This window comes from Pseudofrankia asymbiotica (assembly GCF_001983105.1).
Classification (GTDB): domain Bacteria; phylum Actinomycetota; class Actinomycetes; order Frankiales; family Frankiaceae; genus Pseudofrankia; species Pseudofrankia asymbiotica.
The window spans coordinates 61,780-86,993 of the sequence record NZ_MOMC01000032.1 but is presented as its reverse complement, the minus strand read 5'-3'; the positions used below and the strand labels follow the sequence as shown (position 1 = coordinate 86,993).

The 25,214-nt window shown below is 72.1% G+C and carries 23 protein-coding genes; 10 read left to right on the top strand and 13 right to left on the bottom strand.

Going from position 1 to position 25,214, the window contains the following annotated elements:
* Positions 1-10 precede the first annotated feature (10 nt).
* Positions 11-1,027 carry an ATP-binding cassette domain-containing protein gene (locus BL253_RS16955; protein ID WP_076818033.1) on the top strand — a complete coding sequence of 339 codons (1,017 nt, stop codon included), beginning with the start codon at positions 11-13 and terminating at the stop codon, positions 1,025-1,027.
* Complete coding sequence (locus BL253_RS16950) at positions 1,024-1,887, top strand: ABC transporter permease (RefSeq protein ID WP_081438387.1); 864 nt, start codon at positions 1,024-1,026, stop codon at positions 1,885-1,887. Before BL253_RS16955 ends, BL253_RS16950 begins: the two co-directional genes overlap by 4 nt.
* Before the next feature lie 74 nt (positions 1,888-1,961).
* Here BL253_RS16950 and BL253_RS16945 read toward each other — a convergent pair whose 3' ends face one another.
* The 3 genes from BL253_RS16945 to BL253_RS16935 form a co-directional block, all read right to left on the bottom strand.
* Positions 1,962-2,840, bottom strand: a complete 879-nt coding sequence (locus BL253_RS16945; RefSeq protein ID WP_076818031.1) for a metallophosphoesterase family protein — start codon at positions 2,838-2,840, stop codon at positions 1,962-1,964.
* 282 nt (positions 2,841-3,122) lie between these two features.
* Complete coding sequence (locus tag BL253_RS16940; protein WP_076818030.1) at positions 3,123-3,800, bottom strand: response regulator; 678 nt, start codon at positions 3,798-3,800, stop codon at positions 3,123-3,125.
* The gene (locus tag BL253_RS16935) at positions 3,797-5,017 is read right to left on the bottom strand and encodes a sensor histidine kinase (RefSeq protein ID WP_076818028.1); all 1,221 of its coding nucleotides are present in this window, start codon (positions 5,015-5,017) and stop codon (positions 3,797-3,799) included. The genes BL253_RS16940 and BL253_RS16935 overlap by 4 nt, the downstream gene beginning before the upstream one ends.
* Before the next feature lie 279 nt (positions 5,018-5,296).
* Here BL253_RS16935 and BL253_RS16930 point away from each other — a divergent pair, with 279 nt between their 5' ends.
* Positions 5,297-7,579: an MMPL family transporter gene (locus tag BL253_RS16930; RefSeq protein ID WP_081438385.1), complete on the top strand. Its 2,283-nt coding sequence runs from the start codon at positions 5,297-5,299 to the stop codon at positions 7,577-7,579.
* Positions 7,580-7,708: 129 nt separating this feature from the next.
* Entirely contained in the window at positions 7,709-8,680 is a 972-nt protein-coding gene (locus BL253_RS16925) for an LLM class flavin-dependent oxidoreductase (RefSeq protein WP_076818026.1), read from the top strand.
* Between the two features lie 32 nt (positions 8,681-8,712).
* On the opposite strand, the gene BL253_RS16920 is transcribed toward BL253_RS16925, so the two are convergent.
* The 5 genes from BL253_RS16920 to BL253_RS16900 form a co-directional block, all read right to left on the bottom strand.
* A complete protein-coding gene (locus tag BL253_RS16920) occupies positions 8,713-9,273 on the bottom strand; it encodes a PH domain-containing protein (RefSeq protein WP_076818025.1) in 561 nt (186 codons plus the stop codon).
* 399 nt (positions 9,274-9,672) lie between these two features.
* Complete coding sequence (locus BL253_RS16915; protein ID WP_076818023.1) at positions 9,673-10,074, bottom strand: hypothetical protein; 402 nt, start codon at positions 10,072-10,074, stop codon at positions 9,673-9,675.
* Positions 10,075-10,894: 820 nt separating this feature from the next.
* Positions 10,895-12,271, bottom strand: a complete 1,377-nt coding sequence (locus BL253_RS16910) for an IS701 family transposase (RefSeq protein ID WP_081438394.1) — start codon at positions 12,269-12,271, stop codon at positions 10,895-10,897.
* Between the two features lie 287 nt (positions 12,272-12,558).
* Positions 12,559-13,902, bottom strand: a complete 1,344-nt coding sequence (locus BL253_RS16905; RefSeq protein ID WP_076818020.1) for a sensor histidine kinase — start codon at positions 13,900-13,902, stop codon at positions 12,559-12,561.
* Positions 13,902-14,576, bottom strand: a complete 675-nt coding sequence (locus BL253_RS16900) for a response regulator transcription factor (RefSeq protein ID WP_076818116.1) — start codon at positions 14,574-14,576, stop codon at positions 13,902-13,904. The genes BL253_RS16905 and BL253_RS16900 overlap by 1 nt, the downstream gene beginning before the upstream one ends.
* Before the next feature lie 147 nt (positions 14,577-14,723).
* Here BL253_RS16900 and BL253_RS16895 point away from each other — a divergent pair, with 147 nt between their 5' ends.
* A complete protein-coding gene (locus tag BL253_RS16895) occupies positions 14,724-15,110 on the top strand; it encodes a hypothetical protein (protein ID WP_076818018.1) in 387 nt (128 codons plus the stop codon).
* A 91-nt stretch (positions 15,111-15,201) separates the two neighbouring features.
* Here the strand turns inward: BL253_RS16895 and BL253_RS16890 are convergent, their stop codons facing one another.
* Complete coding sequence (locus BL253_RS16890; protein WP_076818016.1) at positions 15,202-16,137, bottom strand: aldo/keto reductase; 936 nt, start codon at positions 16,135-16,137, stop codon at positions 15,202-15,204.
* A 138-nt stretch (positions 16,138-16,275) separates the two neighbouring features.
* On the opposite strand from BL253_RS16890, the gene BL253_RS16885 reads away from it, so the two are divergent.
* Positions 16,276-18,537, top strand: a complete 2,262-nt coding sequence (locus BL253_RS16885; protein WP_096336022.1) for a protein kinase domain-containing protein — start codon at positions 16,276-16,278, stop codon at positions 18,535-18,537.
* Between the two features lie 99 nt (positions 18,538-18,636).
* Here the strand turns inward: BL253_RS16885 and BL253_RS42305 are convergent, their stop codons facing one another.
* Complete coding sequence (locus BL253_RS42305) at positions 18,637-19,236, bottom strand: hypothetical protein (protein WP_076818013.1); 600 nt, start codon at positions 19,234-19,236, stop codon at positions 18,637-18,639.
* Between the two features lie 150 nt (positions 19,237-19,386).
* Here BL253_RS42305 and BL253_RS16875 point away from each other — a divergent pair, with 150 nt between their 5' ends.
* Entirely contained in the window at positions 19,387-19,584 is a 198-nt protein-coding gene (locus BL253_RS16875; RefSeq protein WP_076818114.1) for a helix-turn-helix transcriptional regulator, read from the top strand.
* A gap of 108 nt (positions 19,585-19,692) precedes the next feature.
* On the opposite strand, the gene BL253_RS16870 is transcribed toward BL253_RS16875, so the two are convergent.
* Together BL253_RS16870 and BL253_RS16865 are read right to left on the bottom strand one after the other, a co-directional pair.
* The gene (locus BL253_RS16870; RefSeq protein WP_076818012.1) at positions 19,693-20,334 is read right to left on the bottom strand and encodes a CoA transferase subunit B; all 642 of its coding nucleotides are present in this window, start codon (positions 20,332-20,334) and stop codon (positions 19,693-19,695) included.
* The gene (locus BL253_RS16865) at positions 20,331-21,077 is read right to left on the bottom strand and encodes a CoA transferase subunit A (protein WP_076818113.1); all 747 of its coding nucleotides are present in this window, start codon (positions 21,075-21,077) and stop codon (positions 20,331-20,333) included. The genes BL253_RS16870 and BL253_RS16865 overlap by 4 nt, the downstream gene beginning before the upstream one ends.
* Positions 21,078-22,105: 1,028 nt before the next feature.
* Here BL253_RS16865 and BL253_RS43785 point away from each other — a divergent pair.
* A complete protein-coding gene (locus BL253_RS43785; RefSeq protein WP_241834867.1) occupies positions 22,106-22,408 on the top strand; it encodes a hypothetical protein in 303 nt (100 codons plus the stop codon).
* Positions 22,409-22,581: 173 nt separating this feature from the next.
* On the top strand, positions 22,582-22,926 hold the full coding sequence (locus tag BL253_RS16855) for a hypothetical protein (protein ID WP_076818010.1): 345 nt from the start codon (positions 22,582-22,584) through the stop codon (positions 22,924-22,926).
* Positions 22,927-23,485: 559 nt separating this feature from the next.
* On the opposite strand, the gene BL253_RS16850 is transcribed toward BL253_RS16855, so the two are convergent.
* Positions 23,486-24,664 carry a helix-turn-helix transcriptional regulator gene (locus BL253_RS16850; RefSeq protein ID WP_076818008.1) on the bottom strand — a complete coding sequence of 393 codons (1,179 nt, stop codon included), beginning with the start codon at positions 24,662-24,664 and terminating at the stop codon, positions 23,486-23,488.
* An 87-nt stretch (positions 24,665-24,751) separates the two neighbouring features.
* Here BL253_RS16850 and BL253_RS16845 point away from each other — a divergent pair, with 87 nt between their 5' ends.
* Positions 24,752-25,150 (top strand): VOC family protein, encoded by a 399-nt coding sequence (locus BL253_RS16845; RefSeq protein WP_076818007.1) that lies wholly within the window; start codon positions 24,752-24,754, stop codon positions 25,148-25,150.
* Positions 25,151-25,214 lie beyond the last annotated feature (64 nt).

Below are 25,214 nucleotides of genomic sequence, written 5' to 3'. Positions count from 1 at the left end.
AGGTGAGCCCATGAGCCCACCCCCCAGCTCTCCCGACTCCCCCGACCGCGCGGCCGTCGAGATCCAGGGCATCCGCAAGAGTTTCGGCGCCACGCTCGCCCTCGACGGCCTGGACCTGGCCGTTCCCGCCGGCACGGTGTGCGGGCTGCTCGGGCCCAACGGCGCGGGCAAGACCACCGCGGTACGGATCCTGGCGACCCTGACCCGCCCTGACGCCGGTCGTGCCCATGTCGCCGGCTTCGACGTCGTCCGTCACCCCGACGAGGTGCGCCGGCGGATCGGGTTCGCCGGCCAGCACGCGGCCGTGGAGGAGGGCATCACCGGCCGGGAGAACCTGCGCCTGATCGGACGGCTGCACCATCTCGGCGCCCGCGGGGCCGCCCGGCGGGCCGACGAGCTGCTGGAACGCTTCGGGCTCCTCGACGCCGCCGACAGGCTGGTCCGGTCCTACTCCGGCGGCATGMGGCGGCGTCTCGACGTGGTCGCGAGCCTTGTCGTCCGCCCCGCCGTGCTGTTCCTGGACGAGCCGACCACCGGGCTCGACCCGCGCAGCCGTAACGACATCTGGCAGATCGTGCGGGAGCTCGTCGCGGACGGCACCACGGTCCTGCTCACCACGCAGTATCTCGACGAGGCCGACCGGCTCGCCGACGACGTCGCCGTGCTCGACCACGGCCGTCTCATCGCCTCCGGGTCGCCGGACGCGCTGAAGGCCGCCATCGGCACCCGGGTCGAGGTGACCCTGGCGGACGCGGCCCAGCTCGCCACGGCCGCCGCGGTGCTCGCCGCGCTCACCGGCGGTGAGCCCGTCCGCGACGAGGCCGAGCGCCGGGTGATCGCGGTCAGCGATCCCGGTCGCCCGATCGCCCTGCCCGGGCTGGTCCGGGACCTAAACGCCGCCGGCGTGCGGGCTCTGGACGTCGCGCTGGGACATCCGTCGTTGGACGACGTCTTCCTCGCCCTGACCGGACGCACCGCGTCCGACGAGCCGGCGGCCGGCCGCGCCGCCGCGGCGGCGGCGCCATGAGCGCCCTCGTCCCGCTCGGAGCCACCGGCGCGCCGCTGGGCAGCCTCCCGCCGGTCTCCCTCGCCGGACGGGCAAGGTTCGCGGTCTCCGACGCATGGGCTCTCGCGCTGCGCGTCCTGCTCTACTACCGGCACTCGCCGGGACTCATCGCGGCCTCGTTGCTGGCGCCGCTGACGATGCTCCTCATCTTCGGCTACATCTTCGGCAGCGCGATCCAGGTACCCGGCGACGCGGGCTACCGCGAGTACCTGATGCCGGGCCTGTTCACGCTGATCGCCGCGAACGGCATCATGCCGAGCATGACCGGCGCGGCCCGCGACGCGGGGCGCGGTGTCACCGACCGGCTGCGGACGATGCCGATCTCCCGCGCGGCGGCGCTGTTCGGGCAGACCGCGGCCGACCTGGTGGTCAGCGCCGTCGTCCTGGCCATGCTGCTCGGGTTGGGGCTCGCGTTCGGCTGGCGCGCGCACGACGGCCTGTCCCACGCGGCGGCCGGTGTCACGCTGCTCCTGCTCTTCCGGTTCGTGACGAACTGGATCGGCGTCGGCCTCGGGCTGGCCATCGGCCGGGAGGACACCGCCGCGCAGCTGTCCGTGCTGGTCTTCCCGCTCGCCATGGTCACCAACGTGTTCGTACCCACCGCCGGGATGCCCGCCTGGCTGCGGGTCATCGCCGAATGGAACCCGATCAGCGCCGTCGCCGCGGCGGCCCGCCACCTCTTCGGCAACGAGGTGCCCAGGACCGCCGCCGTCGCCTGGCCACTGGAACATCCGGTCACGGCGGCGCTGGCCTGGTCCGTCCTGCTGCTCGCGGTGTTCATCCCACTGTCGGTACGCGCGTTCGCGACGCACGGCCGTTGAGCGGACCGCGGACCCGCGACGCGCGGTCGCGGGCGGGCCCACGCGAACGGCGAACCCCGCTGGCCGACGGGCCGTCAGCCGGTGGCGGTGACCAGGGCGGCGAGATCGAGCGTGTCGCCTCGGACCTCGGCCAGCCACTCGTCGTCGAGGTACGTGAAGTCGCCGGTCTCGGTGTCGTACAGGCCGAGGCTCCCGTCCGTCACCCGCTGTCCGGGGTTGGTCGACGCCGGCTCCCAGCGGGTGACCTTGGGGCGCACCAGCTGGGCGAGCGCGTAGGAGGTGGTGCGGCCGTAGACACGTGGGCCGTTGGGATGGTGGTAGTGGCCGCTGACGTGCAGGGGCGGCTGCAGGCGCTCGAGGAGCCGGGTCAGTTTCGCCGAGCCCTGCACGCTCCCGCTGAAGTCTCGGGACATCCCGTACGGGCCGTCGTGGGTGACGAGGATGTCGACGCTGCCCGGCTCGGCACCCATCAGCAGCGCGTAGGCGTACTCGTCCAGGTCCATCCTGCCCTCGACCTCGATCAGCCCGAGGAACGCCACCCGCTGCCCGGCGATCTCCACCACGCTTCCGCAGGCCACATGGCGGTAGGCGCCGAGCGGGTCCACCGGCACGACCTCGGTCCCGGACGCCTCGTGCAGGGAGGCCAGCCACTCGTGGTCCTCGTGGTTGCCGCTGACGAACAGCACCGGCGGGACCAGGCCGAGGGCGAGGCGAACACCCTCGGCGAACGACGGCGACGGGTCCAGCAGCCGGATGAAGTCGCCCTGGGCGGGATGGTCGCGCCCGAACCTGCGGCTGGACTCGTCGTACCGCTCGACCGTCGGGTAGGCCCCCAGGTCCCCGACCTGGATCACGGCGTCGAGCCGGATCCCGCGACGTTCCTGGAGCAGCACCATCGCGCCCAACGCGTGACGCACACAGCCGTGGGCATCGCCCACAAAAGCGATCTTCATCGCCTGTCGACCTTTCGAAAGAGCCATCTGGACATGGCTCGACGCGGTCGAGCGACGCAACGATGTGGTGTCAACCACCGGCCCTGAAACTCCGAACGTCGGAATTCCCGAATGTCGGAATCCCTGAACGTCAGTGACGGTGACTCACATCCCAGCGCTCCGCCGCCGACTCGACGACCGAACCGCCTCCAGCATCACACCCGCGCGAATACCCGTCAACGCCCACCGAGCGTCGCCCGCGGTGGGCGCGATGGCCGGCGGGACCGACCAGTCAGCTCCGGCTCAGCTCCCGATGTCATGGTCGCCGGCCTCGACGAGGCCGCTCTCATAGGCGAAGACCACCACCTGGGCACGATCGCGCAGGCCGAGCTTGGTGAGAACGCTCGACACATGCGACTTGACGGTCGCGGGCCCGATGAAGAGCTCCCTGGCGATCTCCGCGTTGCTGGACCCGCGCGCGACGGCGACCACCACGTCGCGCTCCCGGTCGGTCAACCGCTCGACCCGGCCGGCGGCCACCGGGCCCACGGTCCGTCGCTCGGCGAACCGGCTGATGAGCCGCCGGGTGATCGACGGCGCCAGCAGTGCGCCGCCGTCGGCGACGGTGCGCACGGCGACGGCGAGCTGGTCGGCCGGGATGTCCTTGAGCACGAACGCGCTCGCGCCAGCCCGTAGCGCCTCGTACACATACTCGTCCGGGTCGAACGTCGTCAGGATCAGCACCCGGACGTCCCAGTCCGCCGCGGCGAGGATCCGGGACGTCGCCTCCAGGCCGTCCATCTCCGGCATCCGGATGTCCATGAGGATCACGTCGGGTCGGTGTCGCCGGCTCGCCTCGATCGCCTCGAGGCCCGTCCCGGCCTCGGCGACCACCTCGATGTCGCCGTGCACCCGCAGCACCATGGCGAGGCCCCCGCGGACCAGCGCCTGGTCGTCGACGATCAGGACGCGGATGCTCACCCGGACTCCCCTCCGATCGGCAGCCGGGCGACCACCCGGAACCCGCCGTCCACGCGCGGGCCCGCCTCCAGCGTCCCGCCCAGCAGCAGCGCCCGCTCCCGCATCCCGATGATGCCGTGCCCGCCCGGGCCGTCCTGCACCGCCTGCGCCGCAGGCGAACCCGCGACGTGCCCGCCGTCGTCCTGGATCTCGATGGCGAGGCCGGCGCGGTCGGCGCACAGCCGCACCTGGGCCGGGGCGCCGGGACCGGCGTGCTTGAGGACGTTGGTCAGCGCCTCCTGGATGATCCTGTACGCGAACAGGTCCGTGCGGGCCGCCAGCCCGGCCGGCAGTGGGTCCGCCGTCAGCGTCACAGCCACACCGGCCCGGCGGACCTGCTCGATCAGCCGGGGCAGGTCGGCGAGGCTCGGCTGCGGCCCCAGCTCGTCCAGGCCCGACTCCGGGCGCAGTACGCCGAGCAGGTGGCGCAGCTCGTCGAGCGCCTGTCGGCCCGCCTCCTCGACCGCGCCCATCGCCCGCAGCGCCGCCGGCAGGTCCTCGGYGGCGATCGCCCGCGCCCCGCTGGCCTGGATCGTCATGAGGCTCACCCGGTGGGCGACGACGTCGTGCAGCTCCCGGGCGATCCGGGTGCGCTCCTCGGCGACGATCCGGCGGGCCGTCTCGAACTCCTCCCGCGCGACCTGGGCCACGCGCTCCTGCCGCATCCGCAGCCGGCGGCCTACGTACCACACGCCGAACATGACGATGCTGCCGAACACGGGCCCTTCCCACCAGGCGCTCGGGTCGTCCAGGCCGTCGACGGTGCACAACAGCGAGGCGGCGGCGGCGCCCGCGGGGCCGCGCCAGTCCGGCTCGGCGTAGCGCCCGGTGGCGTACAGGGCGAGGATCGTCTCGCAGGCGGGCTGCGCGTCGTTGCCGGCCATGAGCACGGCCCAGCTGGCGAGGGACACCGACAGCACGACCAGGGGTGCCTGCCGGCGCCAGTACAACGCCGGGCTGATCAGCGCGACGACCACCAGGACGAGCACGGGAACGTCGCCGATCGGCCGCGCCGTGCTGCTGTTGTCGGGGCCGTCCACGACGAACACCGTCACCAGGAAGGCCAGGAGCGCGAGGGTGGCGTCCGCGGCGCGGGGCCAGCGGGCGAACGGGCCCCGCAGCCTTCGCCGCGCGGCGGGTGGCGGTCCCAGGGTGAGTGGCGCGCGTTTCGTCGTCATCGCTTATCCGTGAGCGGGACGGCGGTCGGCCGCGAATACACAGGCGAGCATCGGCTCACCGTATTCGAGCGGGAAAGCCCGGTCGCCAGCCTTCGGACGCATTCCCGTCTCCCCCGTGAGGCGGAGAACGGCGCGGTTTTCGCGCCACCGCGTCCGCCTCGCGGCGGGCGGCCGTGCCCGTCCACCGGCGGGAGACGACAACCCCCTCTCACCAGCACAGTCGGACCACGGCGCGACCGCGCGGTCCGCACGTCGACTCCCCGTCAGGAGAACGCAGCCATGAAGCAGCTCACGCGCCGAATCGGAGACGCGAGCGCGTCCAGACCCAGGGTCACGATCGCCGCCTGGGCGCTCGTCGCCGCCCTGCTGCTGGCCCTGGCCGGCACCGTCGGCGGCTCATTCGTCGACGACCTGGTAGCGCCCGGCAGCCAGAGCGAACAGGCCCAGCAGCTGCTCGAGGAACGGTTCCCCGAGGCGGCCGGCGGCAGCGCTCTGGCGGTGTTCGCCGCGCCGGCGGGACAGCGCGTCGACGCCCAGCGGCCGGCCGTCGCCGCCGCGGCCGCCGGCGCCGGGCGCGTAGAGCACGTCGCGGCCGTCACCGATCCCTTCGCCGCGGGCGCGGTCTCCCCCGACGGGCGGATCGCGTTCGCCGAGATCACCTTCGACGTGCCGGCGCAGGCGGTCGACCCGGCGACGCTGACGGCGGTCACCGCGGCGCTGGCGCCGGCGCGGGACGCCGGCGTCGTGACGGAGCTCGGCGGCGACGCCGCGTTCATCAACGCCGAGTCGGGGACGTCCAGCACCGAGGCGGTCGGCCTGCTGGTCGCGCTGGTCGTGCTGGTGGTCGCGTTCGGCACCGTCGTGGCCGCGCTGGTGCCGATCGTGCTGGCCCTGGTCACCGTCGCCGCGGGCCTCGGCGGCGTGGCGCTGCTGGCGAACGCCCTGGACGTCTCCGGCGCGGCGCCGACGATCGGCGCGATGATCGGCCTCGGGGTCGGGATCGACTACGCCCTGTTCGTCGTCGCCCGGTATCGGGAGAACCGCTCCGGCGGCCAGGACAACCGTGCCGCCCTGTCGAACGCGATGGCGTCGTCGGGCACGGCCGTGCTGCTCGCCGGCGGCACCGTCGTCGTCGCGATGGCCGCCCTGACGGTGACCGGCCTCGGGTTCCTGACGTCGATCGGGCTCAGCACGGCGTTGGTGGTGCTGTTCGCCGTGGCCAGCGCGCTCACCCTGCTGCCCGCGCTGCTCACGCTGCTCGGCGACCGCGTCGACGCCGGCCGGCTGCCGCGCCGCCGCCGGGCCGCCGAGGGCGCCCGGGGGGCGGCCCGGCGCGCCGAGGACACCGCCTGGTGGCGCTTCGCCCACCGCGTCTCCCGCCGACCGCTGCCGTACCTGCTCGGCGCCGTCGTCCTGCTGCTGGCGCTGGCCGCGCCGGCGCTGTCGATGCGGACCGGCTTCCCGGACGCGGGCGACGACGCGACCAGCACCTCGCACCGCCGCGCCTACGACCTGCTGGCAGAGGGCTTCGGCCCGGGCGTCAACGGCCCGCTGCTGMTCGTCGCCGACCTGCGCGAGCCGGGCGCGCGGCTGGCCGACCTGCCGGCGCTCGCCGCCCGGGTCGACGCCGACCCGGGGATCGTCACCGTCGAGGCGCCGTGGGCGTCGCCCGCCGGGGACACGGCGGTGCTGCGCGCCGTGCCGACGACGGAGCCCGCCGACGCGGCGACGTCCGCGACCCTCGACCGCGTCCGCGGCCTCGTCCCCGGCAACGTCGCCGTGTCCGGCCTGACCGCGATGACCGACGACCTGACCACCCAGCTCACCGACACCCTACCGATCTTCATAGCGGCGATCATCGTCGTGTCGTTCCTGCTGCTCATGGTCGTGTTCCGCTCGTTGGTGCTGCCGCTGAAGGCCGCCGTGCTGAACCTGCTGTCGATCGGCGCCTCCTACGGCGTGCTCGTCGCCGTGTTCCAGTGGGGGTGGCTCGGTGGCCTGTTCGGCCTGCACGACACCTATCTGATCGCCTCGCCGATGCCGACGATCTTCTTCGCGGTGCTGTTCGGGCTGTCCATCGACTACGAGGTCTTCCTGCTCTCGCGCATCCGTGAGGAGTACGACGCCACCGGCGACAACGCCGAGTCGGTGGCCCGCGGGATGGCCGGCACCGGCCGGGTGATCACGTCGGCGGCGCTGATCATGACGGTGGTGTTCCTCGGCTTCGTCGTGGACCCGTCGCCGCTGGTCAAGATGCTGGGCCTGGGCCTGTCGGTGGCGATCGTGCTGGACGCGACAGTCGTGCGCATGGTCCTCGTCCCGGCGGCCATGGCCCTGCTCGGACGGGCGAACTGGTGGCTGCCTGGGTGGCTCGACCGCCGGCTGCCGCACGTGAGTGCCCACGGCCCGGACGTACCCCGACAGCGGACACCGGCGAGCGTCGACGGCCCGGCCGCGGCCGGACTCTCGGCCCTGGGCGCCGGACCGGCGGGCGGCGGACCGGCGGGCGGCGGACCGGCGGGCATCGAACCGGCGGCGGACGTGGCGGAACGGGCCGGCTGACGAGGCGGAGCATGCCGGCCGACGCGCCCAGCTGCCGCAACGACCTGCGGCGCGGCCTGGTGCCGCGCCGCAGGAATTACACCGAGTCAAACTATGGCCGATGGCCGACCGCTCTCCTAGGCTGCCGCCATGCACTTCGGCCTGCACTTCGACTTCCGCAACCCGGAGTTCGCCCAGACCTCGACGGCGGACCGCTACGCGGCCGCTCTCGACATGGCGCAGTGGGCGGACGGGCTGGGCTGCACCACCATCACCGTCGCGGAGCACCACGGCTCGGCCGACGGCTACCTGCCGAGCCCGGTCCCGATGCTCGCCGCGATGGCGGCACGCACCACGACCGTGCGCTTCACCATCGCGGCCCTGATCGCGTCGTTCCACGACCCGCTGCGGCTGGCCGAGGACCTGATCGTGCTCGACAACCTGAGCAGGGGACGAGTCGACCTCGTCGTGGCCGCCGGCTACGTGCGCGAGGAGTTCGCGCTGTTCGACGTGCCGATGAAGGAGCGCCCCCGGCGGGTCACCGAGGTGGTCTCGACACTCAAGGCGGCCTTCGCCGGGGAGCCGTTCGACTACCGCGGTCGCCGCGTGCACCTCACGCCCGCGCCCTTCCGGCCGGGCGGCCCCTCGATCTCACTCGGGGGAAGCAGCGAGGCCGCCGCGAGGCGGGCGGCGCGGATCGCCGACGGTTTCGTCCCCACGGACCCGCGGGTCTGGGAGTTCTACCGCGACGAGGTCCAGCGGCTCGGGCGCCCGGACCCCGGCTCCAGCCCGACGGGCGCGACCGGGACCGTGGCGCTGGCGAAGGATCCAGAGCAGGGCTGGCGGGAACTAGGCCCCTACTTCCTGCACCACACGAACGCGTACGGCGCCTGGCAGGCCCAGGACGACATCGCGAGCCCCTATCGCTCGGTGCCCGATGTCGACACGCTGCGCTCGGCCGGGCGGTTCCGCGTGCTGACACCTGACCAGTACGTCGAGGAGCTCAAGGCGAAGCCGGTGCCCTTCGCCCACTTCCATCCGCTCTGCGGCGGGATACCGGCCGAGCTGGCGTGGTCGAGCCTGCGGCTGTTCGAGCACGAGGTGCTTCCGGCGTTCGCCTAGGAATCCCGGCGCGTCGGCACCGCGTTCAGCGGCTATGCGTAGTAAAGGATGAAGCCGGCGGCCAGCACGAGGGCCGGACCGATCAGAACCTTCGGGCCAGGGAGAAACGGGCGCCGAATGATCATGCCGTCGCCGGGATCGCGGGCCTTCCGCTGCCGCAGAATCTCGGTCAGCTCAGCGGCGACGTTTTCGTTCGGAGTACGAGATCTGAACAGGCTGATATTGGCGATCTCGGTGCCGAAGGCGACATATTCACGATTCGCGGTCACGACTTTCAGATATTTTTCGCGGCCGTCGAAACTCCGCACGGCCTCCCAGGGGATCCCGGTCTGGACGAGGAGGTTCCGAATCACCACCTGAGAGTCGGTCGCGACGAGCTCCGGCCGGATGAAGAACAGCCAGGCGAGAACGGAGATGGGAAAGAATATCAAAAAGGGCAGGAGCAGACCAGCCGGGTCCTGCTGGTCAGGGAAAGCCGCGAAGACGAGATACATCACCCAGCAGAAGGTCACGATCAGGTACCCACTGATCCGGTTCGCCCTGCTGTACCAGGTCCGTTTCACCGCGACCTCACCATGGTTGTCCCCGATCACGTACGCTACGGACGCCGAGCCGGGCAGGAGTGGGTGACCTGGCAGTAGGCGGTGCCCCGTTGTGCCTGAAGGGCCCATCCCCCCACGCCTGCCGGCGCGCGTGCGTGGAATAGCCGGCGAGCCGGTCCCACAGGGTCCTGCTCGCGCGCCGTGACCCCTTGAACCCCCAACTACCCATCCCGCCCTTGCCCAGACGCCACCCCAGTATCCCGCCAACAGTATTGACGGTGACGTTCACAGCGAAGCTCTTGGCCCACGCCTTCGAAGGCCGGGCTCCGGCCGAGGCGGTCGCCGAGAGCGCGGCGGCGGCGATCCCGGCGCCTATACAAAAACCCGCCGACCCAATGACGCAGGCCCCGAACGCGGCCCAGCCCCCGGCCCATGCCGCGGTCTTCCAGCTCACCCACTTCGGCTGGCCACCTTCGGCACCACCCGACCGCCGTCCACCACCAGCGTGGTGTCGACATCGGCCCAGCCGTCACCCTGGCGAACCCGACGGATCCCCGAATACGCATCGAGGGTCGACGTCCCGTCCGGGTTCACGAACGTCGACGTGGACTCCGTCCGCAGCCCCGTCACCTCGACCCGCCGTTTCTCGACCCACGCCGCCACCTGCGCGGAAACCATGTCGGGTCGCTCCGCCGGCCCGGCGTCGGCAGGGGGCGGCGAGGCGGGCGAGGCAGCCCGCGCGGGCGCCCGCGACGCCGGCGAGAACTCCGCCAACGTCATCGCCAACACCGCCGCGACCAGCGCGGACAGAACACGCAGCGGTCTGAACCGGCGCACGAACGCGGCCACCATCACACCGACTCCTCGGGCAGGTGAAAACCGCAGAGAAAAGGCAGGGAAAGCCGCGGGCACAACACCGTGCACGCGCAACGAAAACCAGCCGGGAGCCGCCGGAACACGACGGCGCCCCGCACTGGCGCAGACGAGATGGAACTCGGGCGCCATCGTGACGCACAGATCAGTGGACCGTCAGGCGAAAAGCGAGATGATTGTCCAGGGAAACTCGGCGTCCAGTGCCGCCGCTGGCCACATATRCAGAAGGCCCGCGCGCGTGACACGCAGGGCGCACCATTGTCAAGTGCCGGCCGGCGGTACCGGTCGAGGGCGATGAACAGGCAACTCGGCCACCAGCCCGAGATCCGGGCGCCACCAAAGCCGCCGAGGGYCTGTCATCACGGCAACCCACGGGCGGCAAAGATCTCCCTGAGTAATCCGCATACAGTCCCGCGCCATCCCTGGGATAGTGGCTTCTGATCCCCGGGACGCTTCGCCGCTCTACCGAGAAACCGTCACGCAACGTATCCCGCGACTCGGCCGAAGTTCCACGCCGTGGTCAGCGACACCGCTTCGGGCATATCAGCCGCACACGGCCCTGTACTCCGCGGCATGCCCACGAAATAAAGCTACTCACGTGTAGAAGAAACTAGTTCGTACACCACCGTCAGCAACCGCGGACAGCACCGTCATAACCGGGAGTGGCCATGTAACCGGCTCCTCTCGAGCGAGAGGTGGAACTCCGTCACCGACGGGCTCTTCGCGTACTGGCGGAAGGCGGTCTTCGACGTGCCCTAGTACTACAGTTACAGTGATCTTGTAGTGGTGTTGGATGGTGTCAGGCTGGTGTGGCGGCTGGCTGCGCGGCGTGGATCCGTCGGCGGAAGTGGTAGTGGCGGGCGGTCGCCTGGTGGCGTCGGCGCCAGTTCGACCACTTGGTGACGAGCGCGGCGGGCAGGTGCTCCTCGCGGAGTAGCGCGATGAGGTGACGGATTTCGTTGAGCGTGAACGGGATCATCAGGTTCTTGTCCGGGGCGGCCCGGTCGGCGATTGGAATACTGTCGGAAAGGCGCTGGTATCCGGTGGCGGCCGTCGTCGGTGTTCCCGCGGGGGAATCGGTGCGGCTTCTCGCGGCGGTGACGGCGAGCCAGGCGTGGGTGAGCATCGCGAGGGTGATGTGTCGGTACCAGCCGTGGTAGAGCCGGACCTGGTAGTGGTCGAGGCCGACCTCGTTCTTTCCGGACTGGAAACATTCCTCTATGCCCCATCGGCGGCCCGCGACAGTGACCAGAGTCGCGAGCGGGACCGGCGTCGGGCTGTGGGTCAGGAAGAACGCGAGTTCGCGTTTCTGGTCACGGCCACGGCGAATGAGGACCTGGTGCGGACGGTTCTCGAACCCGGCGCGGTCGGTCGTGTCGACCAGCGCCCAGTCATACAGCCGTGGGCCTTTCGACCCGTCCGCGGCCGAATAGATCTCCCAGGCGTCGCTCGGGACCGGGGCGGCGAGTTCGTCGACGCGGCGGCGGCCGACGGCCGTGGTCACCTCCAGATCGCGGCGGATCCCGAGCACGAAGCCGATCTGGTGTTCTTCCAGCCAGTCCCGCAGCTCCGGATCCGCGCCGTAGGCCTCGTCCCCGGCGACCCAGCGCAGCGTCCGGCAGGTCAGCCGGAACCGGCGGATCATGTCGAGGGCGAGCAGGGGCTTCGTCGCGAAACCGACCCGGCGCGGCACCCCGGCCGCCCCACGCCGGGCCCGGTCGTCGGTCCAGCTCGCCGGAAGGTAGAGCTCCCGGTCGACGAAAGCCCGCCCCTTTCCAGAGACATAGGCGGCGAAGACGCCCAACTGGCAGTTCTCGATCCGCCCCGCGGTTCCGGAATACTGCCGCTGGACCCCGGCCGACCGGTCACCCTTCTTCAGGAATCCAGTCTCGTCCACGACCAGCACCCCGTCCGGCTCGACCAGGTTCTCGGCCACATACGCCGCGACTATGTCCCGCACCGCATCCGCGTTCCAGGCATATTCGTTCAACAACCGCTGCATCTTCTGCGGCCCGGAATCCCGGGAGAACTCCGCGAGCGTCCACCCGTTCTTCCGCTCCGTCCGCGACAGCAGCCCCGCCACATACGCCCGGGCCTGCGCTCTCGGCTGCTCGTTCGGGAAGCAGCCCGCGACCCGGCCGAGCAGGTCCTCAAGCCCCGCCTCCCACACCGCCACGTCCACCCCGATTACACTGTCACCCGCGGCCACCGCAGCCTCTTTGTTGTTTCTCACAAAACCACGGAGAACCACGCGGTGGCCGCCTCACACCTACCGCCACGCCGCCACCCCGGGAAGAGACCACGCGGCGATCACTGGGGCTGTAGTACTAGGAGACTGCTGAATAACTCGAGACCGCGCCGGGATCGTCCCGGTTTGCCCAGATCGACATATGAGCCTAAAACCGGATGAGTCGGGCCGTCGGCGCCACTTGTTCAGCAGTCTCCTAGTGGCGGGCCGCCCCCTCACCGGGCGTGACGCCCCCGTCCGGCCGCGGCCCACACCGCGATCGCCGCGGCCGGGAGCTCGGCCCGCAGGCGCGCTCCCGTCGCGTTGCCACCCGGCTCGCCGTCCGGCTCGACCGCGACCAGCGTGCCGCCGTGGGCGCGCGCGATGTCCCGGGCGATGGCCAGGCCGAGCCCGCTGCCACCGCCGTCCCGCCCCCGCGTCTCGTCGAGCCGGGTGAACCGGCCGAACACCGACTCGCGGTGCTCGGCGGGAATGCCCGTGCCGTCGTCGGACACCTGCACGGTCGCGGGCGCCACGACGCGCACGGTCACCGTCGTCTCCGCGTGCCGCACCGCGTTGTCGACGAGGTTCCCGACCATCCGGCGCAGATGCGCCGCCGACCCGGCCACGACCACGTCCGGGGCGATGTCCAGCGCTATCCGGACGCCCGCCCGCCGCGGCCGCGACGCCTCCTCGGCGGCCACCTCGCCCAGGTCGACCTCGTCGGCCCGCAGTGGCTCGCCGGCGTCCAGCCTGGCGAGCAGGAGCAGGTCGGCGGCGAGCACCTGGAGCCGGTCCACGTCCGTGAGCGACTCACCCACCAGGCCTGGCGCCTCGCGCCGGCCCAGCTCGAGGCGGGTGCGCAGGATCGCGAGCGGGCTGCGCAGCTCGTGCGCGGCGTCCGCGACGAACCGCTTGTGCCGCTCGACCGCCCGCTCCAGCCGGTCGAGGGTCGCGTTCATCGCCCGCGCCAGCCGGGCGATCTCGTCACCCGACCGGGGCACCGGCACGCGCCGGTGCAGGTCGGTGGCCGTGATGTCGGCGAACGTCGCGCGGATCGCCGACACCGGGGCGAGCGCCCGCCCGGTCAGCAGCCAGGTCAGCCCGGCGACGAGCAGCAGCAGGACGGGCAAACCCACGAGAAGCAGGTCGCGCAGCATCTTCAGGGCCGCGCGGGCCGGGCCGAGCGAGACGCGCGCGGACACGGTCACGGGGCCGGCCGCGGTGGTGACCAGACGCTCGGCGGTGGCGTAGCCGGCCTGCCAGGCCTGTCCGGCCTCCTCGCCGGTTCCGGACGTCACCAACAGGCCCGGGCCGCCCGTGACGCCGTCGACCCGTACGTCCGGGTCGGCTCCGACGGTGGTGGTGAGGACCGGCCGGAGGTCACCGGGGCCGCCCGCCTCGCTGACCTGGGTGAGGCCGACGGCGGCCTCGTCGGCTCGCCGCCCCGCCTCCGCGCTGGCGCCCGACTCGAGGCTGCCCGTCAGGACGAGGACCAGGACCAGGCCCGCCGTTCCGAGGGCCAGCGCCACCACTACCGTCGCCAGCACCGTCGCGCGCAGCCGCACCGACCAGCGCATCAGGCACCCCCGTCCAGCCGGTATCCCGCGCCCCGCACCGTCACCAGGCTCGACCGGCCGAACGGGGCGTCGATCTTGCGGCGCAGCGCGCTGATGTAGACCTCGACGATGCTCGGATCGCCGTCGTAGGCGAAGTCCCAGGCCTGCTCGAGCAGCTCGGCCTTGGAGACCACCTCGCCCGGGCGCCGGGCGAGCGCGTGCAGCACGGCGAACTCCTTCGGGGTGAGCGCGATCTCCGTGTCGCCACGGCGGCAGCGCAGCCCCGCGGGATCCACCGCGAGGTCGCCCGCGGTCAGCACGACGGGCCGCTCCCGGCCGCCGCGCCGGACCAGCGCGCGCAGCCGGGCCAGCAGCACCACATAGGAGAACGGCTTGGACAGGAAGTCGTCCGCGCCGGTGTCGAGTGCCTCGGCCTCGTCGTACTCGCCGTCCTTCGCCGTCAGCATCATGATCGGCGTCCAGTCGCCGGCCTCCCGCAGGCGGCGGCACACGGCATAGCCGTTGAGCAGCGGCAGCATCACGTCGAGCACGATCGCGTCGTACCGGTGCTCGGTCGCCATCCACAGGCCCTCGCGGCCGTCGTGCGCGACGTCGACCGCGAAGCCCTCCTCGGCCAGCCCGCCCCGCAGCAGCCCGGCCAGCCGCTCCTCGTCCTCCACCAGCAGCACTCGCATGGCCACAGCGTGCCGGACGCGACCTCAAGGCAACCTGAAGATCACTTCAGGTGGCTTCAGGAACCCCACAGCCGGCGGGCGCGAGTCTGGCCCCGCCCCAGGAAGGGGCGCCAGAAAGCCAGACCAGACAGCGGGAGGTACCAAGCCATGCAACTTCGTCGGGTCATCCTCGTCAGCGCGCTCGCCCTGGGGCTCGCCGGCTCGGGCACCGCGGCCGCCAACGCCGCCGGGGTCCTGCCCGGTTCCGAGGGCCCCACCGGCCACACGACGGCCTGCCCCGCCCCGGGCGACCCGGCCGTCGATGACGTCCAGGTCAAGGACGGGAAGATCTACCACAACGGGCAGCTGGTCGGCGAGGCGGAGCCGGGGTCCCCCGTGGCGATCACGCGGGACGGCAAGGTCCACATCGGCACGGACGCCGAGACGCTGCCCAGGCCGGCCGACGCCAAGGAGAGCCTGGTCACGGCCGGGAGCCCCGGCGGCGGCGTCGACGAGAAGGGCTTCACCTGCGAGATCGACGGAGCGGACCAGTAGCTCCTGGGTGGGACCGCGCCCTCCGTGAGGAGGGCGCGGTCCCACCACCCCGCGGAACGCTCGGCTGGCAGCAGATCCCGGCCGCCGGCGCCTACCCCGCCGCCGGGCGGGGCAGGGACGCCAGGTCGTCGGGTGTGAGCTCCCAGGCGGCCGCCGCGGCGTTGGCCGCGACCTGCTCGGGCCTGGTCGCGCCGGCGATGACGGACGCGACGCCCGTCTGGGCCGCGAGCCAGGCGATGGCGAGCTCCAGGATCGTGTGGCCGCGCTCGCGGGCGAACGCGGTCAGCTCGTCGATGTAGGCGAAGTTCTCGGGGGTCGCCGCCTGGGCGAAGTACGGCGCCGCCGCCAGCCGGCTGCCAACCGGGAACGGCTGGCCCGCCGCGTACTTGCCGGACAGCAGGCCGGAGGCGAGCGGGAAGTAGGGGACGATCCCCATGCCCGCCTTGACCGCCGCCGGCACGATCTCCGCCTCGATGGCACGGTTCAGCAGGCTCCACTCCTCCTGCGCCGCGGTGAACGCCGCGACCTTGCGCTCCTCGGCGAACGCCGCCCGTTCCTCGATCTCGGCGGCGGTCACGTTCGAGCACGCCACGTGCAGCACCTTGCCGGCGCGGACCAGCTCGTCGAGGGTCTCCATCGCCTCGGCGTTCGAACCCTCGACGTCGACGAAGTGCTGGTAGTAGACGTCGATCCGGTCGGTGCCGAGCCGGCGCAGGCTGAGCTCGCAGCCCTCCAGGATCCGCGTGCGCAGGATGCCCGGCGTGTAGGGCTCGCCCTTCGGGCGGCGCATCGCCTTGGTCGCGATGACGACCTCGTCGCGGCGCGCGCCGAGCGCCGCACCAAGGAACTCCTCGGAATGGCCCCCGCCGTACATCTCGGCGGTGTCGAAGTGGGTGATCCCGGCGTCGAGCGCGGCGCGCACGACGGCCGTGCTCGCCTCGGCGTCGACCCGCATCCCGAAGTTGTTGCAGCCCAGCCCGACGACGGACACGTCGGGGCCCGACGTGCCCAGTGGTCGCGTCCGCATGCGCCCTCCCGAAAGATCCCGGCTCCCGGGGCGACACTACGGCCCCGCCATCGCCGGCGCTCGGACACAGGCGTCGCGACCCGGATCCCCGCGGATGCGACATGTGGGAGAATCACGCCGTGACACAGGGGGGCCACGGTGAGCATCGATCCGGGTAGTACGGATACGGACGAGACCACGCCACCGGCCCCGGACTCGGTGGCGGTTCCAGCTCCAGCTTTGGCCCCGGCCCCGGCCGACGAGGCGCCGCCGGCCGCGGTGCCCGTCCCGAGGCCGGCGGTCGCCCCGGCCGGGTTCACGCTGGGAGATCTCCAGGTCGGGGAGCTGCTGGGCCGCGGCTCGACCGGGGAGGTCCGCCGCGCGGTCGGGCCGGACGGCGAGACGGTCGCGGTCAAGCTGCTGCGGCCGGAGCTGGCCGACGAGCCGCAGGTGGTGGCGCGGCTGCTGCAGGAGTGCAAGGTGGTCGCCCGGATCGCCGACCCGCGCATCGCGCGGATCCGCCACCTCGTCGCCGAGGACGACCGGGTCGGAATCGTCATGGACTACCTGCCCGGCGGCGACCTGCGCGCCCTGCTACGCCGCGAGGGCACCCTCCCGCCGGCGGAGGCCGTACGGCTGGCCGGCCAGGTCCTGCTCGGTTTGTGCCGCGCGCACGAGGCCGGCGTGGTCCACCGCGACGTCAAGCCGGAGAACGTGCTGCTGAACGGCAGTGAGGTCGTGCTGACGGACTTCGGCATCGCCCGCCAGCTGGAGGGCCCGGCGCTCACCCGCAGCACAGGCCTGCTCGGCACCCCCGCCTACCTGGCCCCCGAGCTGGCCTCCCACGAGCCGGCGACGCCCGCCGTCGACGTCTACTCCACCGGCTGTCTGTGCTACGAGCTGCTGACCGGCGCCCCGCCGTTCGTCGGCGGCCCGGCCGTGACGGTGTTGCTGCGCCACCTCAACGAGGCACCGGCCCGGCCGGACGGGCTGCCCGATCCGCTGTGGGCCGCACTCGCCGCGATGCTCGCCAAGCAGCCGCGCCTGCGCCCGACCGCCGAGGACGCCGCCGCGACGCTCACCGCCCTCGCGCCCACGCTGGCCGGCCTGCCCGCCCGGCCCAGGACGCCACCCGCGCCCACCGGGCCCACCGGGCCGACAGGCACGACACCCCGGCTGAACGCGGCACCCGGGCCGGGCTCCGCGGGGACGTCCTCGTCGGCGACGACGGGCAGCCCGTCCCCGGATTCCGGGCAGGATCCGACACCGGACCTCAACGCGACCCGCACCAGCGGCCCCCGCCATCCCTACGCGCTGACCGGCCCGGCCGCGCCGGACCCGTCACGCCTCGGCGCCTTCGCCATCCCGCCGGGCTCCGGACCGGACTCCGGGCCGGGCTCCGGGCCGGGCTCCGGGTCAGGAGCCCACCCGGGGACCGACGGGTTCGACGCCTTCGCCACCCGCACCAGCGCGTCCCGGCCCGGCGCCGGGTCTCCGCGCGGGCCGAACGGGCCTGGCCAGGACGCGCCTGGCCGGCCGCGCCGCGGGTTCCCGCGCCGCGGGTTCCCGCGCCGCGCGGCGGTGCTCATCTCCGTCGCCGTGGTGCTCGTCCTCGCGCTCGTCGGCACCGGCCTCGCGGCGCTGCTGCGCCACGACCGGCACGCCGACCTCGCCGGCGACACCGCCGAACTCGCCGCCACCGCGACCGCGGGCACCGCGGGCACCGGGAGCCGGACCGCGCCGTCGGCGGCAACGCCCGTGCCGGGCGCGAGCGCGACGCCCACCTCGTCGCGGACACCCGCCGGCTCCGGCGCCAGCTTTGGGACAACGACCACGACCACGCCCACGGCGACGGCCACCGCGCCGCCGGTGCCCGCGCCGGGACGGCCGTCGGTGACAGCCGTCCCGCGCTCCGGCGCAGTCGTGCTCACGATCGCCCAGCCTCCCGGCGGTGGCCAGGTCACCGGGTACCGAATCAGGGGCTCCGGAATCTCCACGCGCAACGTGCCCTCCGCCGGCCAGGTCACGGTCACGGTGCCCGACTGCGAGACCCACGCGTTCACCGTCACCGCCGTCGGACCCGGCGGCGGCACGGACTCCGCGGTCGTCAACGCCGTCGGCTGCACGGCGCCCGGCCCGGTGACCGGTGTGGTGGTCAGCGTCGACCAGCTCGCGAACGACGGCTCGGGCCTGGTGACGGTGCGCTGGTCCGCCCCGGCCGACTTCGGCGGCGCGAGCAGCGTCGACTACGTCCTCACCATCACGCCGTCCTACCCGGAGTACCCGCAGCACACGACGACGACCACCGGCACGGTCCACAACCACTGCATGCCGGCGGGCCGCTGCCCGGAACACGTGACCGCCATCCAGGCCCGCAACTCGATGGGCCTCGGCCCCAGGGTCGAGGTTCCCAGCTACTGACGCCGGCTCCCGTCCGTGCCGGTGGCCCTGTGAAGGGCCACCGGCCAACGTGGGACAGGAAGACGGGAGACGGGAGACGGGCCGGAGCCGATGCCGAGGTCAGGCTCGGCGGTCGCGGAACTGGCCGCGCCCGTCCCGCCGGTCCCGCCGGTCGTGCCGGTCGTCCCGGTCCCACTGGTCGTGCCCGTCGCGCTGGCCGCGCCGGTCGCGGAGCAGGTCCGCGAGGACGACGACCGTCTCCGGTGGGAGCAGGCGCGTCACCGCGTCGGCGAGTCGCGCGCCGCTGGCGCCGTCCGGCGCGGCGGTCAGCAGTTCCCACACCGCGAGCTGATGCGGGGAGATGCCACGGTCGGGACCGACCGCGGCGCCGACGTCCGGTACCCAACCACCGGTGATGGTCGTCGCCTCCGCGCTCGCCGCCGCAGCCACGCCCGACCCGCCGCGCGCCGGCGTTGGCGGCGAGATCTCGGGAGGCTGGTCCTGGAAGATCAGAACCACMGACGTGCCGCCGTGTTCCGGCCGGGCCTGGTCGACGTAGAGCGCGTCCTCGATCAGCCGGGCCAGTTCGGCCAGGTCACGGCCGCGCGCGCCGGTGTGCAGCGCCAGCCCAAGCCGGCCGCCACCCAGCGCGACGAGCCGCGCCGGCTCGCGGCGACGCGGCCGGCCGGGTTGTTCGTGGGGGGCGGGGATACTCCCCATTGGGTCACTCCTGTCTAGGTCACAGCGAGTGGCCAAGGTTCGGGGCGGTGGTCGCAACACCGCCCCGAACCGTTCGGCCCATCTCGTGGGGTTGGGCAACCCCACCTACTGTCGTACCCAGATTTGGGGTTGCCCACTACGATGGCGGCCATGGCCGATGTCGAGTTGTGGACAACCGGAGACATCGCCGCCCGCCTCGGGATCAGCACCGAGCGGGCCCGCCAGCTGACCCACCGTGAGGAGTTCCCCGAACCCGTCGGCGCCGCCAAACACATCCGCTTCTGGCGCGCCGACCGGGTCGAGGAATGGATCGCGAGACACCGCCCGAACCAGGCCCCGCCCGCGTAACCCCAGGTCACGTCGAACACGCGACCAAAGCCCGCCCTGCCTGGGGAGACGTCAGCGGGCCACGGCTGGACCTGGGCGGCCCGTCGCGCGGGGCGGGCGGTCAATCGGTCAGTTCAGGGCGACCGTGAGTTCCGGGCCGGTGGCCTTGCGAACCTCGTCGACAGTCACGTCCGGGGCGAGCTCGCGCAGGACGAAGCCGGTGCCGGGAACGACGTCGAGGACGGCGAGGTCGGTGATGACGCGGTGGACACAGGCCTTGCCGGTGAGCGGCAGGGTGCAGGCCTCGACCAGCTTGTGGCTGCCGTCCTTGGCCGTGTGCTCCATCATGAYGATGACGCGGCGGGCGCCGTGGACGAGGTCCATCGCGCCGCCCATGCCCTTGACCATCTTGCCGGGGATCATCCAGTTGGCCAGGTCGCCGCTGGCCGCGACCTGCATCGCGCCGAGCACGGCCACGTCGACATGACCACCGCGGATCATCGAGAACGAGGACGCCGAGTCGAAGTACGCCGCGCCGGGCAGGACGGTGACCGTCTCCTTGCCGGCGTTGATGAGATCGGGGTCGACGGCGTCCTCCGTCGGGTACGGGCCGACGCCGAGCACGCCGTTCTCGCTGTGCAGGACGACGGTGACATCGGGCGGAAGGTAGTTCGGGACGAGCGTCGGCAGGCCGATCCCGAGGTTCACGTACTGACCGTCGGACAGCTCCTGGGCGACGCGGGCGGCCAGCTCGGCRCGCGTGCGGCTCATGCCGTCACCGTCCTCTTCTCGATGCGCTTCTCGACGCCGGGCGTGTGCAGGACGCGCTGCACGAAGATGCCGGGGGTGTGCACCTCGGCCGGGTCGAGCTCGCCGGGCTCGTAGAGCTCCTCGACCTCGGCGATGGTGATCCGGCCCGCGGCGGCGCACAGCGGGTTGAAGTTCGCCGCGCTCTCCCGGTAGACCAGGTTCCCGTGCCGGTCGCCCTTCCAGGCATGCACCAGCGCGAAGTCGCAGGCGATCGCCCGCTCCAGCACGTACTCCTGGCCGTCGAAGACACGGGTCTCCTTCGGTTCGGACGCGAGCGCGATGCCACCCTTGCCGTCGTAACGCAGCGGAAGGCCACCCTCGGCGATCTGGGTGCCGACACCGGCCGGGGTGTAGAAGGCGGGGATGCCGGCGCCGCCGGCGCGCAGCCGCTCGGCGAGTGTCCCCTGCGGGACGAGCTCGACCTCGAGCTCACCGGCGAGGAACTGTCGCTCGAACTCCTTGTTCTCCCCGACGTAGGAGCCGGTGGTCCGCGCGATCCGGCCGGCGCGCAGCAGCATGCCCAGGCCCCAGCCGTCCACGCCGCAGTTGTTGCTGACCGTCCGAAGCTCGGACACCCCGGCCGCCAGAAGCGCCTCGATCAGCGCGCTCGGGATGCCACACAGCCCGAAACCACCGACCGCCAGCGACGCGCCGTCGCCGACGTCCGCCACCGCGTCGGCCGCGGCCGCCRCCACCTTGTCCACCACTCACCCGCCTCTTGAGTCGCACCGGCCACGCCATCCTGCCCGACGACGGCCCGCCGGTGCCGCCTCCGCGGAGGTTGGCTCGGTGACATCGCCGCACTGCGAGCCTGATCGGCGGTTGTGTATCCGGATCCGAACTGACGAGGGCACGAAGTTCGGATCTGGGTGCAGTCCTGGTGATCGTCCGGGCCGCGGGGGCGCGGACGCCGCCGGCGGCAGTTTGGTTAGCGTCCGCTAACCATCGCCAGACTAGCGGCTTCCGCCTGGAGCCGTCCAACGCCGGAGAGTCGACCTCGCCGCGGCTCCCCCACCCAGCCTCGACTCGACCTAACCGCCTGTCCCAGCCCGGCCCGACCCAGCCCGGCCCAGCAAATCCGTCGCATCAACTTCGCGACACTCGGCGCGACGCGATGTCCTCGCATGGTCAACGTGGCCTAGGGCGCGGGTCTCGACGGTCCCGCCCAGCGCGGAGTCGGCCGGTCATCGCGGACCCTCCTCCCTCTCGCCGGCCTGGCGAGGCGTCGCCGCCGCTGAGAACCGACCGCCCGCCGGCGTGCTCGCGTTCGGCGCCATCCGTCGTCCACCGCCGATCTCCCTTCCCCGGACCGCCGTCCCGACGAGGAGGAATCCCGGCACATGAGCCACCCCAAGGAAAACCCGCCGCACGCCGTCGACATCGTCCTGTGCATCGACGTGACCGGCAGCATGTCCTCGATCATCGAGACGGTGAAGAAGGACGCCATGACCTTCCACAGCCGTCTCGCGGACAAGGTCAGGGGGAAGGGCAAGTCCTTGGGACAGCTACGACTGAAGGTCATAGCCTTCCGGGACTTCGGGGACCGGGCGGACGACGCCGTTGAGGAGTCGGAGTTCTTCCAGCTCCCGGCGGAGGCGAGACAGTTCGAGAAGTTCGTGCGGGGACTGCGGGCAGCCGGCGGCGGCGACGCGCCGGAGTCGGCGCTGGAGGCGCTGGCGCTGGCGGTCCAGGCGCCCTACGCGAGCTTCCCCGCGCCCACCACGTCATCGTCATGTTCACCGACGCGCCGGCGCACCCTCTCGGCAAGCACCGGTCGAAGGCCCGCGGCTACTACCCCAAGAACATCGCCAAGGACCTGGCCACACTGTTCGACCAGTGGGGCCACGAGAACAGCAAGTCCCCGCTCATGGACCCCTCCGCGAAGCATCTGGTTCTGTTCGCGCCCGACCAGACTCCCTGGACCGGCATCTCCGACACCTGGGACAACACGCTGCACGCCCGGTCCCGGGCCGGCCACGGCCTCGATGACGTCTACATCGAGGAGATCATCGCAACAATCGCGCACCGCCTGTGAACTCACGGCGATCGGCGTCGACGCTCAGCTGATTCGCCCGGTGTCGGTTCTCAGCTCGTCCAATGCGCCGAAGGAACCCGGAAAACACCTGTCTGCCGACCGACCCTGGAGAATGAAGGTATGTCGGTCGACGGTAACGACGACACGCGAGGCCCCGATCATCCACGTCGATCGTGGGAGAGCCCGAGTACTCACTGCGGGACGTGGACTGGTGGCCGTTCTGGTGGGCCGCGGCCCTCGGCGCCTGCCTGGTCATGGCCGTGTTCCTCGTGCTCTACGTACCGCTGGCGGGGAAACCCGACGACCCCACCGTGTGGGGCCCGCAGTCCGACGACGCGCTGGTGTTGGGGCTGGCTGTGCTGGGGCTGCCGGTGGTGGCTGGCGCCGTGTTGTCCACCATTCTGGTCCGAGTCTTCGCACCCGTCCGCGGGCTCCCGCCATTCCTGCAGGCGTGCGCCGGGCTGGCCGTCGAGGTCGCCCTCGTCGCGCTGCTGAGGTTCGCGGCCTCCGGTCACTGAACGTCGCCGCCAGCCCCGGCCGTTGAGGAGTGTCGCATCCGCCTGGGTATACCGACCTGAGCAATCTCGGTTCCTCGCTCGGGCTCCCGCGATCGCACCAGATCATGGTCCGATGAAATTGGCGCCGGCGAACCCGCGACCACACCCATCCGCTCATGGGTTCTGGTACCCAGGAAGCCGGAATCCGGCCCACAGGTCATGGCCGGATCCGATGAGGGGCTTGAGTGATTTCGGTTCCTCGCTCTGGCGCCGAAGATCCCACCAGATCATGGTCCGATAAAACTCCGGGATTCTGGCGCCGACGGACCCACGGCCACACTCATCCGTCCATGGCTTCTGGGGCCCAGGAGACCTGGATCCACCCCACAGACCATGGCCAGATCCGATGAGGGGCTTGAGTAAATTCGGTTCCTTGCTCGGGCGTCGAGGATCGCACCAGATCACCCGCGTAGCCTGCGGGCTCCGGCCCGGTCGGTCRCCGGAGACTTTTCGGCGCCCCACGTGGCAGGCCAGACCGCCCCGATCGCCGATGGCGTTGTCGGCGGCGGCGGCGGCGATCTTAGGTGGACGGGGCTGTCCAGTTTGCCCCCGCGCTGGCATCGGTGGTGACGACGGCGCGGGCCGCGAGCCACTGGCTGTAGGAGCGCATCAGGGCGCGCAGCTCGTCGGGTCGCTCGATGGCGAACGGCCGGCCCAGACCTGCGATCACCGGTGGGAGCCAGTCCAACCGCTCGGCCCGGATCCGAACTCGGACCCACCGGTCGTGCGGCGCCGCGGCGGCCCCGTCGACGGACTGTGCCGCCGTTCCGCTTCCGGGCGGCGCCGAGAGTCCCTCGCCGGGCAGTGTCGGCGGCTCATCCCCGTCGGCGGGGCTGACCAGCGCGATGCCGGTCGGGAGCCGAGCACGCACGTCGTCGGCCGTCCCCTGGACGCGCAGGGACACCTCGTAGCGCCACGGCGCCTGAGCGATCCCGGCCAGGACCTGATCGGCCGGGTCGAACCCGGCCGGGACGTCGAACGAACCGGGCAGCATCCGCGGCAGGCTGATCCTGTCCAGCCGGAAGGTGCGTACCTGGCCACTCGCGGAGTCGGCCCCGGTGACGTACCAGCGGCCGGAATGGGCGACGATCCCGTACGGATACACCGTGCGCACGCTTCGCCGACCGTCGGACGCCGTGTAGCTGATCGAGACCGGCCGGCGTTCGCGCGCGGCCTCGGCCAGTAGCAGGAGGACATCCGTCTCGGTCGTGGTGACCGCGGGGCGGGCGGGTGCCGTGAAGTCGAGGGTCTCCAGCAGTGCGGCCAGCCGGCGTCCCAGCGCCTCGGGGAGTACGCGGCGCAATTTGGCGGCGGCGCTGTCGATCGCCGTGTCGTTGTTGATCGCGGCGGCACCTTCGACCGCCGTGGCACCTTCGACCGCCGTGGCGCTGTCGGCCGCCGTGTCGGCCGTGGTCACCAGGCCGGCCCGCTGGGCGGCGACCAGGCCCAGCAGGACGGCCAGCGCCTCGGAGTCGGTGAACATCAACGGCGGCAGGCGGTAGCCGGGACCCAGGCGGTAGCCGCCGTGGCGACCGCGTACGGAACGCACCGGGACGTCGAGGTCGAGGAGATGGCCGACGTAGCGGCGCACGGTGCGCTCGTCGACCTCGAGCCGGGCCGCCAGTGCCGCGACGGTGTGGGTCCCCCCTGACTGGAGGGTCTCGAGCAGGGCGAGCACGCGCGCGGTCGGACGGGCCATGGTTCCGGATTCTCCAAATACCGGGCGGAATCTGTCCAGTATCGGTCCTAGCGTTGCTGTCGTATCCCGGCAACGAAGGAGATCATCATGCGGTTCGTCTCGATCCGGATCATCACCGACGACACCCCCCGGCTCGTCGCGTTCTACGAGCAGGTCACCGGGACGGCGGCGACCTGGTCGGCCGACGTCTTCGCCGAACTGGTCCTGCCGTCGTTCACGCTGGCGATCGCCAGCTCGCGCACCGTGCCGCTGTTCGGGCCGGGCTCGGCTCGGGCCGCCGACAACCGCACGGTGATCACCGAGTTCCTTGTCGACGACGTCGACGCCGAGTACGAGCGGATCAAGGGCGTGACGACCGACTTCGTCAACGAACCGACGACGATGCCCTGGGGCAACCGCGCGCTGCTGTTCCGCGACCCCGATGGAAATCTGGTCAACCTCTTCACCCCGGTCACCCCGGAGGCCATCGCCAAGTTCCGCCTCTAGGCCGATCACCCATCCACGCTCCTCAACCAGGCTTCTCAACCAGATGGTTGACAGCAGAGGTTGA

What these genes read in the sequence shown, in the direction of transcription:
- BL253_RS16950 (WP_081438387.1), top strand. Translation starts at nt 1,024, where the DNA reads ATGAGCGCCCTCGTCCCGCTCGGAGCCACCGGCGCGCCGCTGGGCAGC.
- BL253_RS16945 (WP_076818031.1), bottom strand. Translation starts at nt 2,840, where the DNA reads ATGAAGATCGCTTTTGTGGGCGATGCCCACGGCTGTGTGCGTCACGCG.
- BL253_RS16925 (WP_076818026.1), top strand. Translation starts at nt 7,709, where the DNA reads ATGCACTTCGGCCTGCACTTCGACTTCCGCAACCCGGAGTTCGCCCAG.
- BL253_RS16915 (WP_076818023.1), bottom strand. Translation starts at nt 10,074, where the DNA reads ATGGTGGCCGCGTTCGTGCGCCGGTTCAGACCGCTGCGTGTTCTGTCC.
- BL253_RS16905 (WP_076818020.1), bottom strand. Translation starts at nt 13,902, where the DNA reads ATGCGCTGGTCGGTGCGGCTGCGCGCGACGGTGCTGGCGACGGTAGTG.
- BL253_RS16900 (WP_076818116.1), bottom strand. Translation starts at nt 14,576, where the DNA reads ATGCGAGTGCTGCTGGTGGAGGACGAGGAGCGGCTGGCCGGGCTGCTG.
- BL253_RS16895 (WP_076818018.1), top strand. Translation starts at nt 14,724, where the DNA reads ATGCAACTTCGTCGGGTCATCCTCGTCAGCGCGCTCGCCCTGGGGCTC.
- BL253_RS16890 (WP_076818016.1), bottom strand. Translation starts at nt 16,137, where the DNA reads ATGCGGACGCGACCACTGGGCACGTCGGGCCCCGACGTGTCCGTCGTC.
- BL253_RS16875 (WP_076818114.1), top strand. Translation starts at nt 19,387, where the DNA reads ATGGCCGATGTCGAGTTGTGGACAACCGGAGACATCGCCGCCCGCCTC.
- BL253_RS43785 (WP_241834867.1), top strand. Translation starts at nt 22,106, where the DNA reads ATGTTCACCGACGCGCCGGCGCACCCTCTCGGCAAGCACCGGTCGAAG.
- BL253_RS16850 (WP_076818008.1), bottom strand. Translation starts at nt 24,664, where the DNA reads ATGGCCCGTCCGACCGCGCGCGTGCTCGCCCTGCTCGAGACCCTCCAG.
- BL253_RS16845 (WP_076818007.1), top strand. Translation starts at nt 24,752, where the DNA reads ATGCGGTTCGTCTCGATCCGGATCATCACCGACGACACCCCCCGGCTC.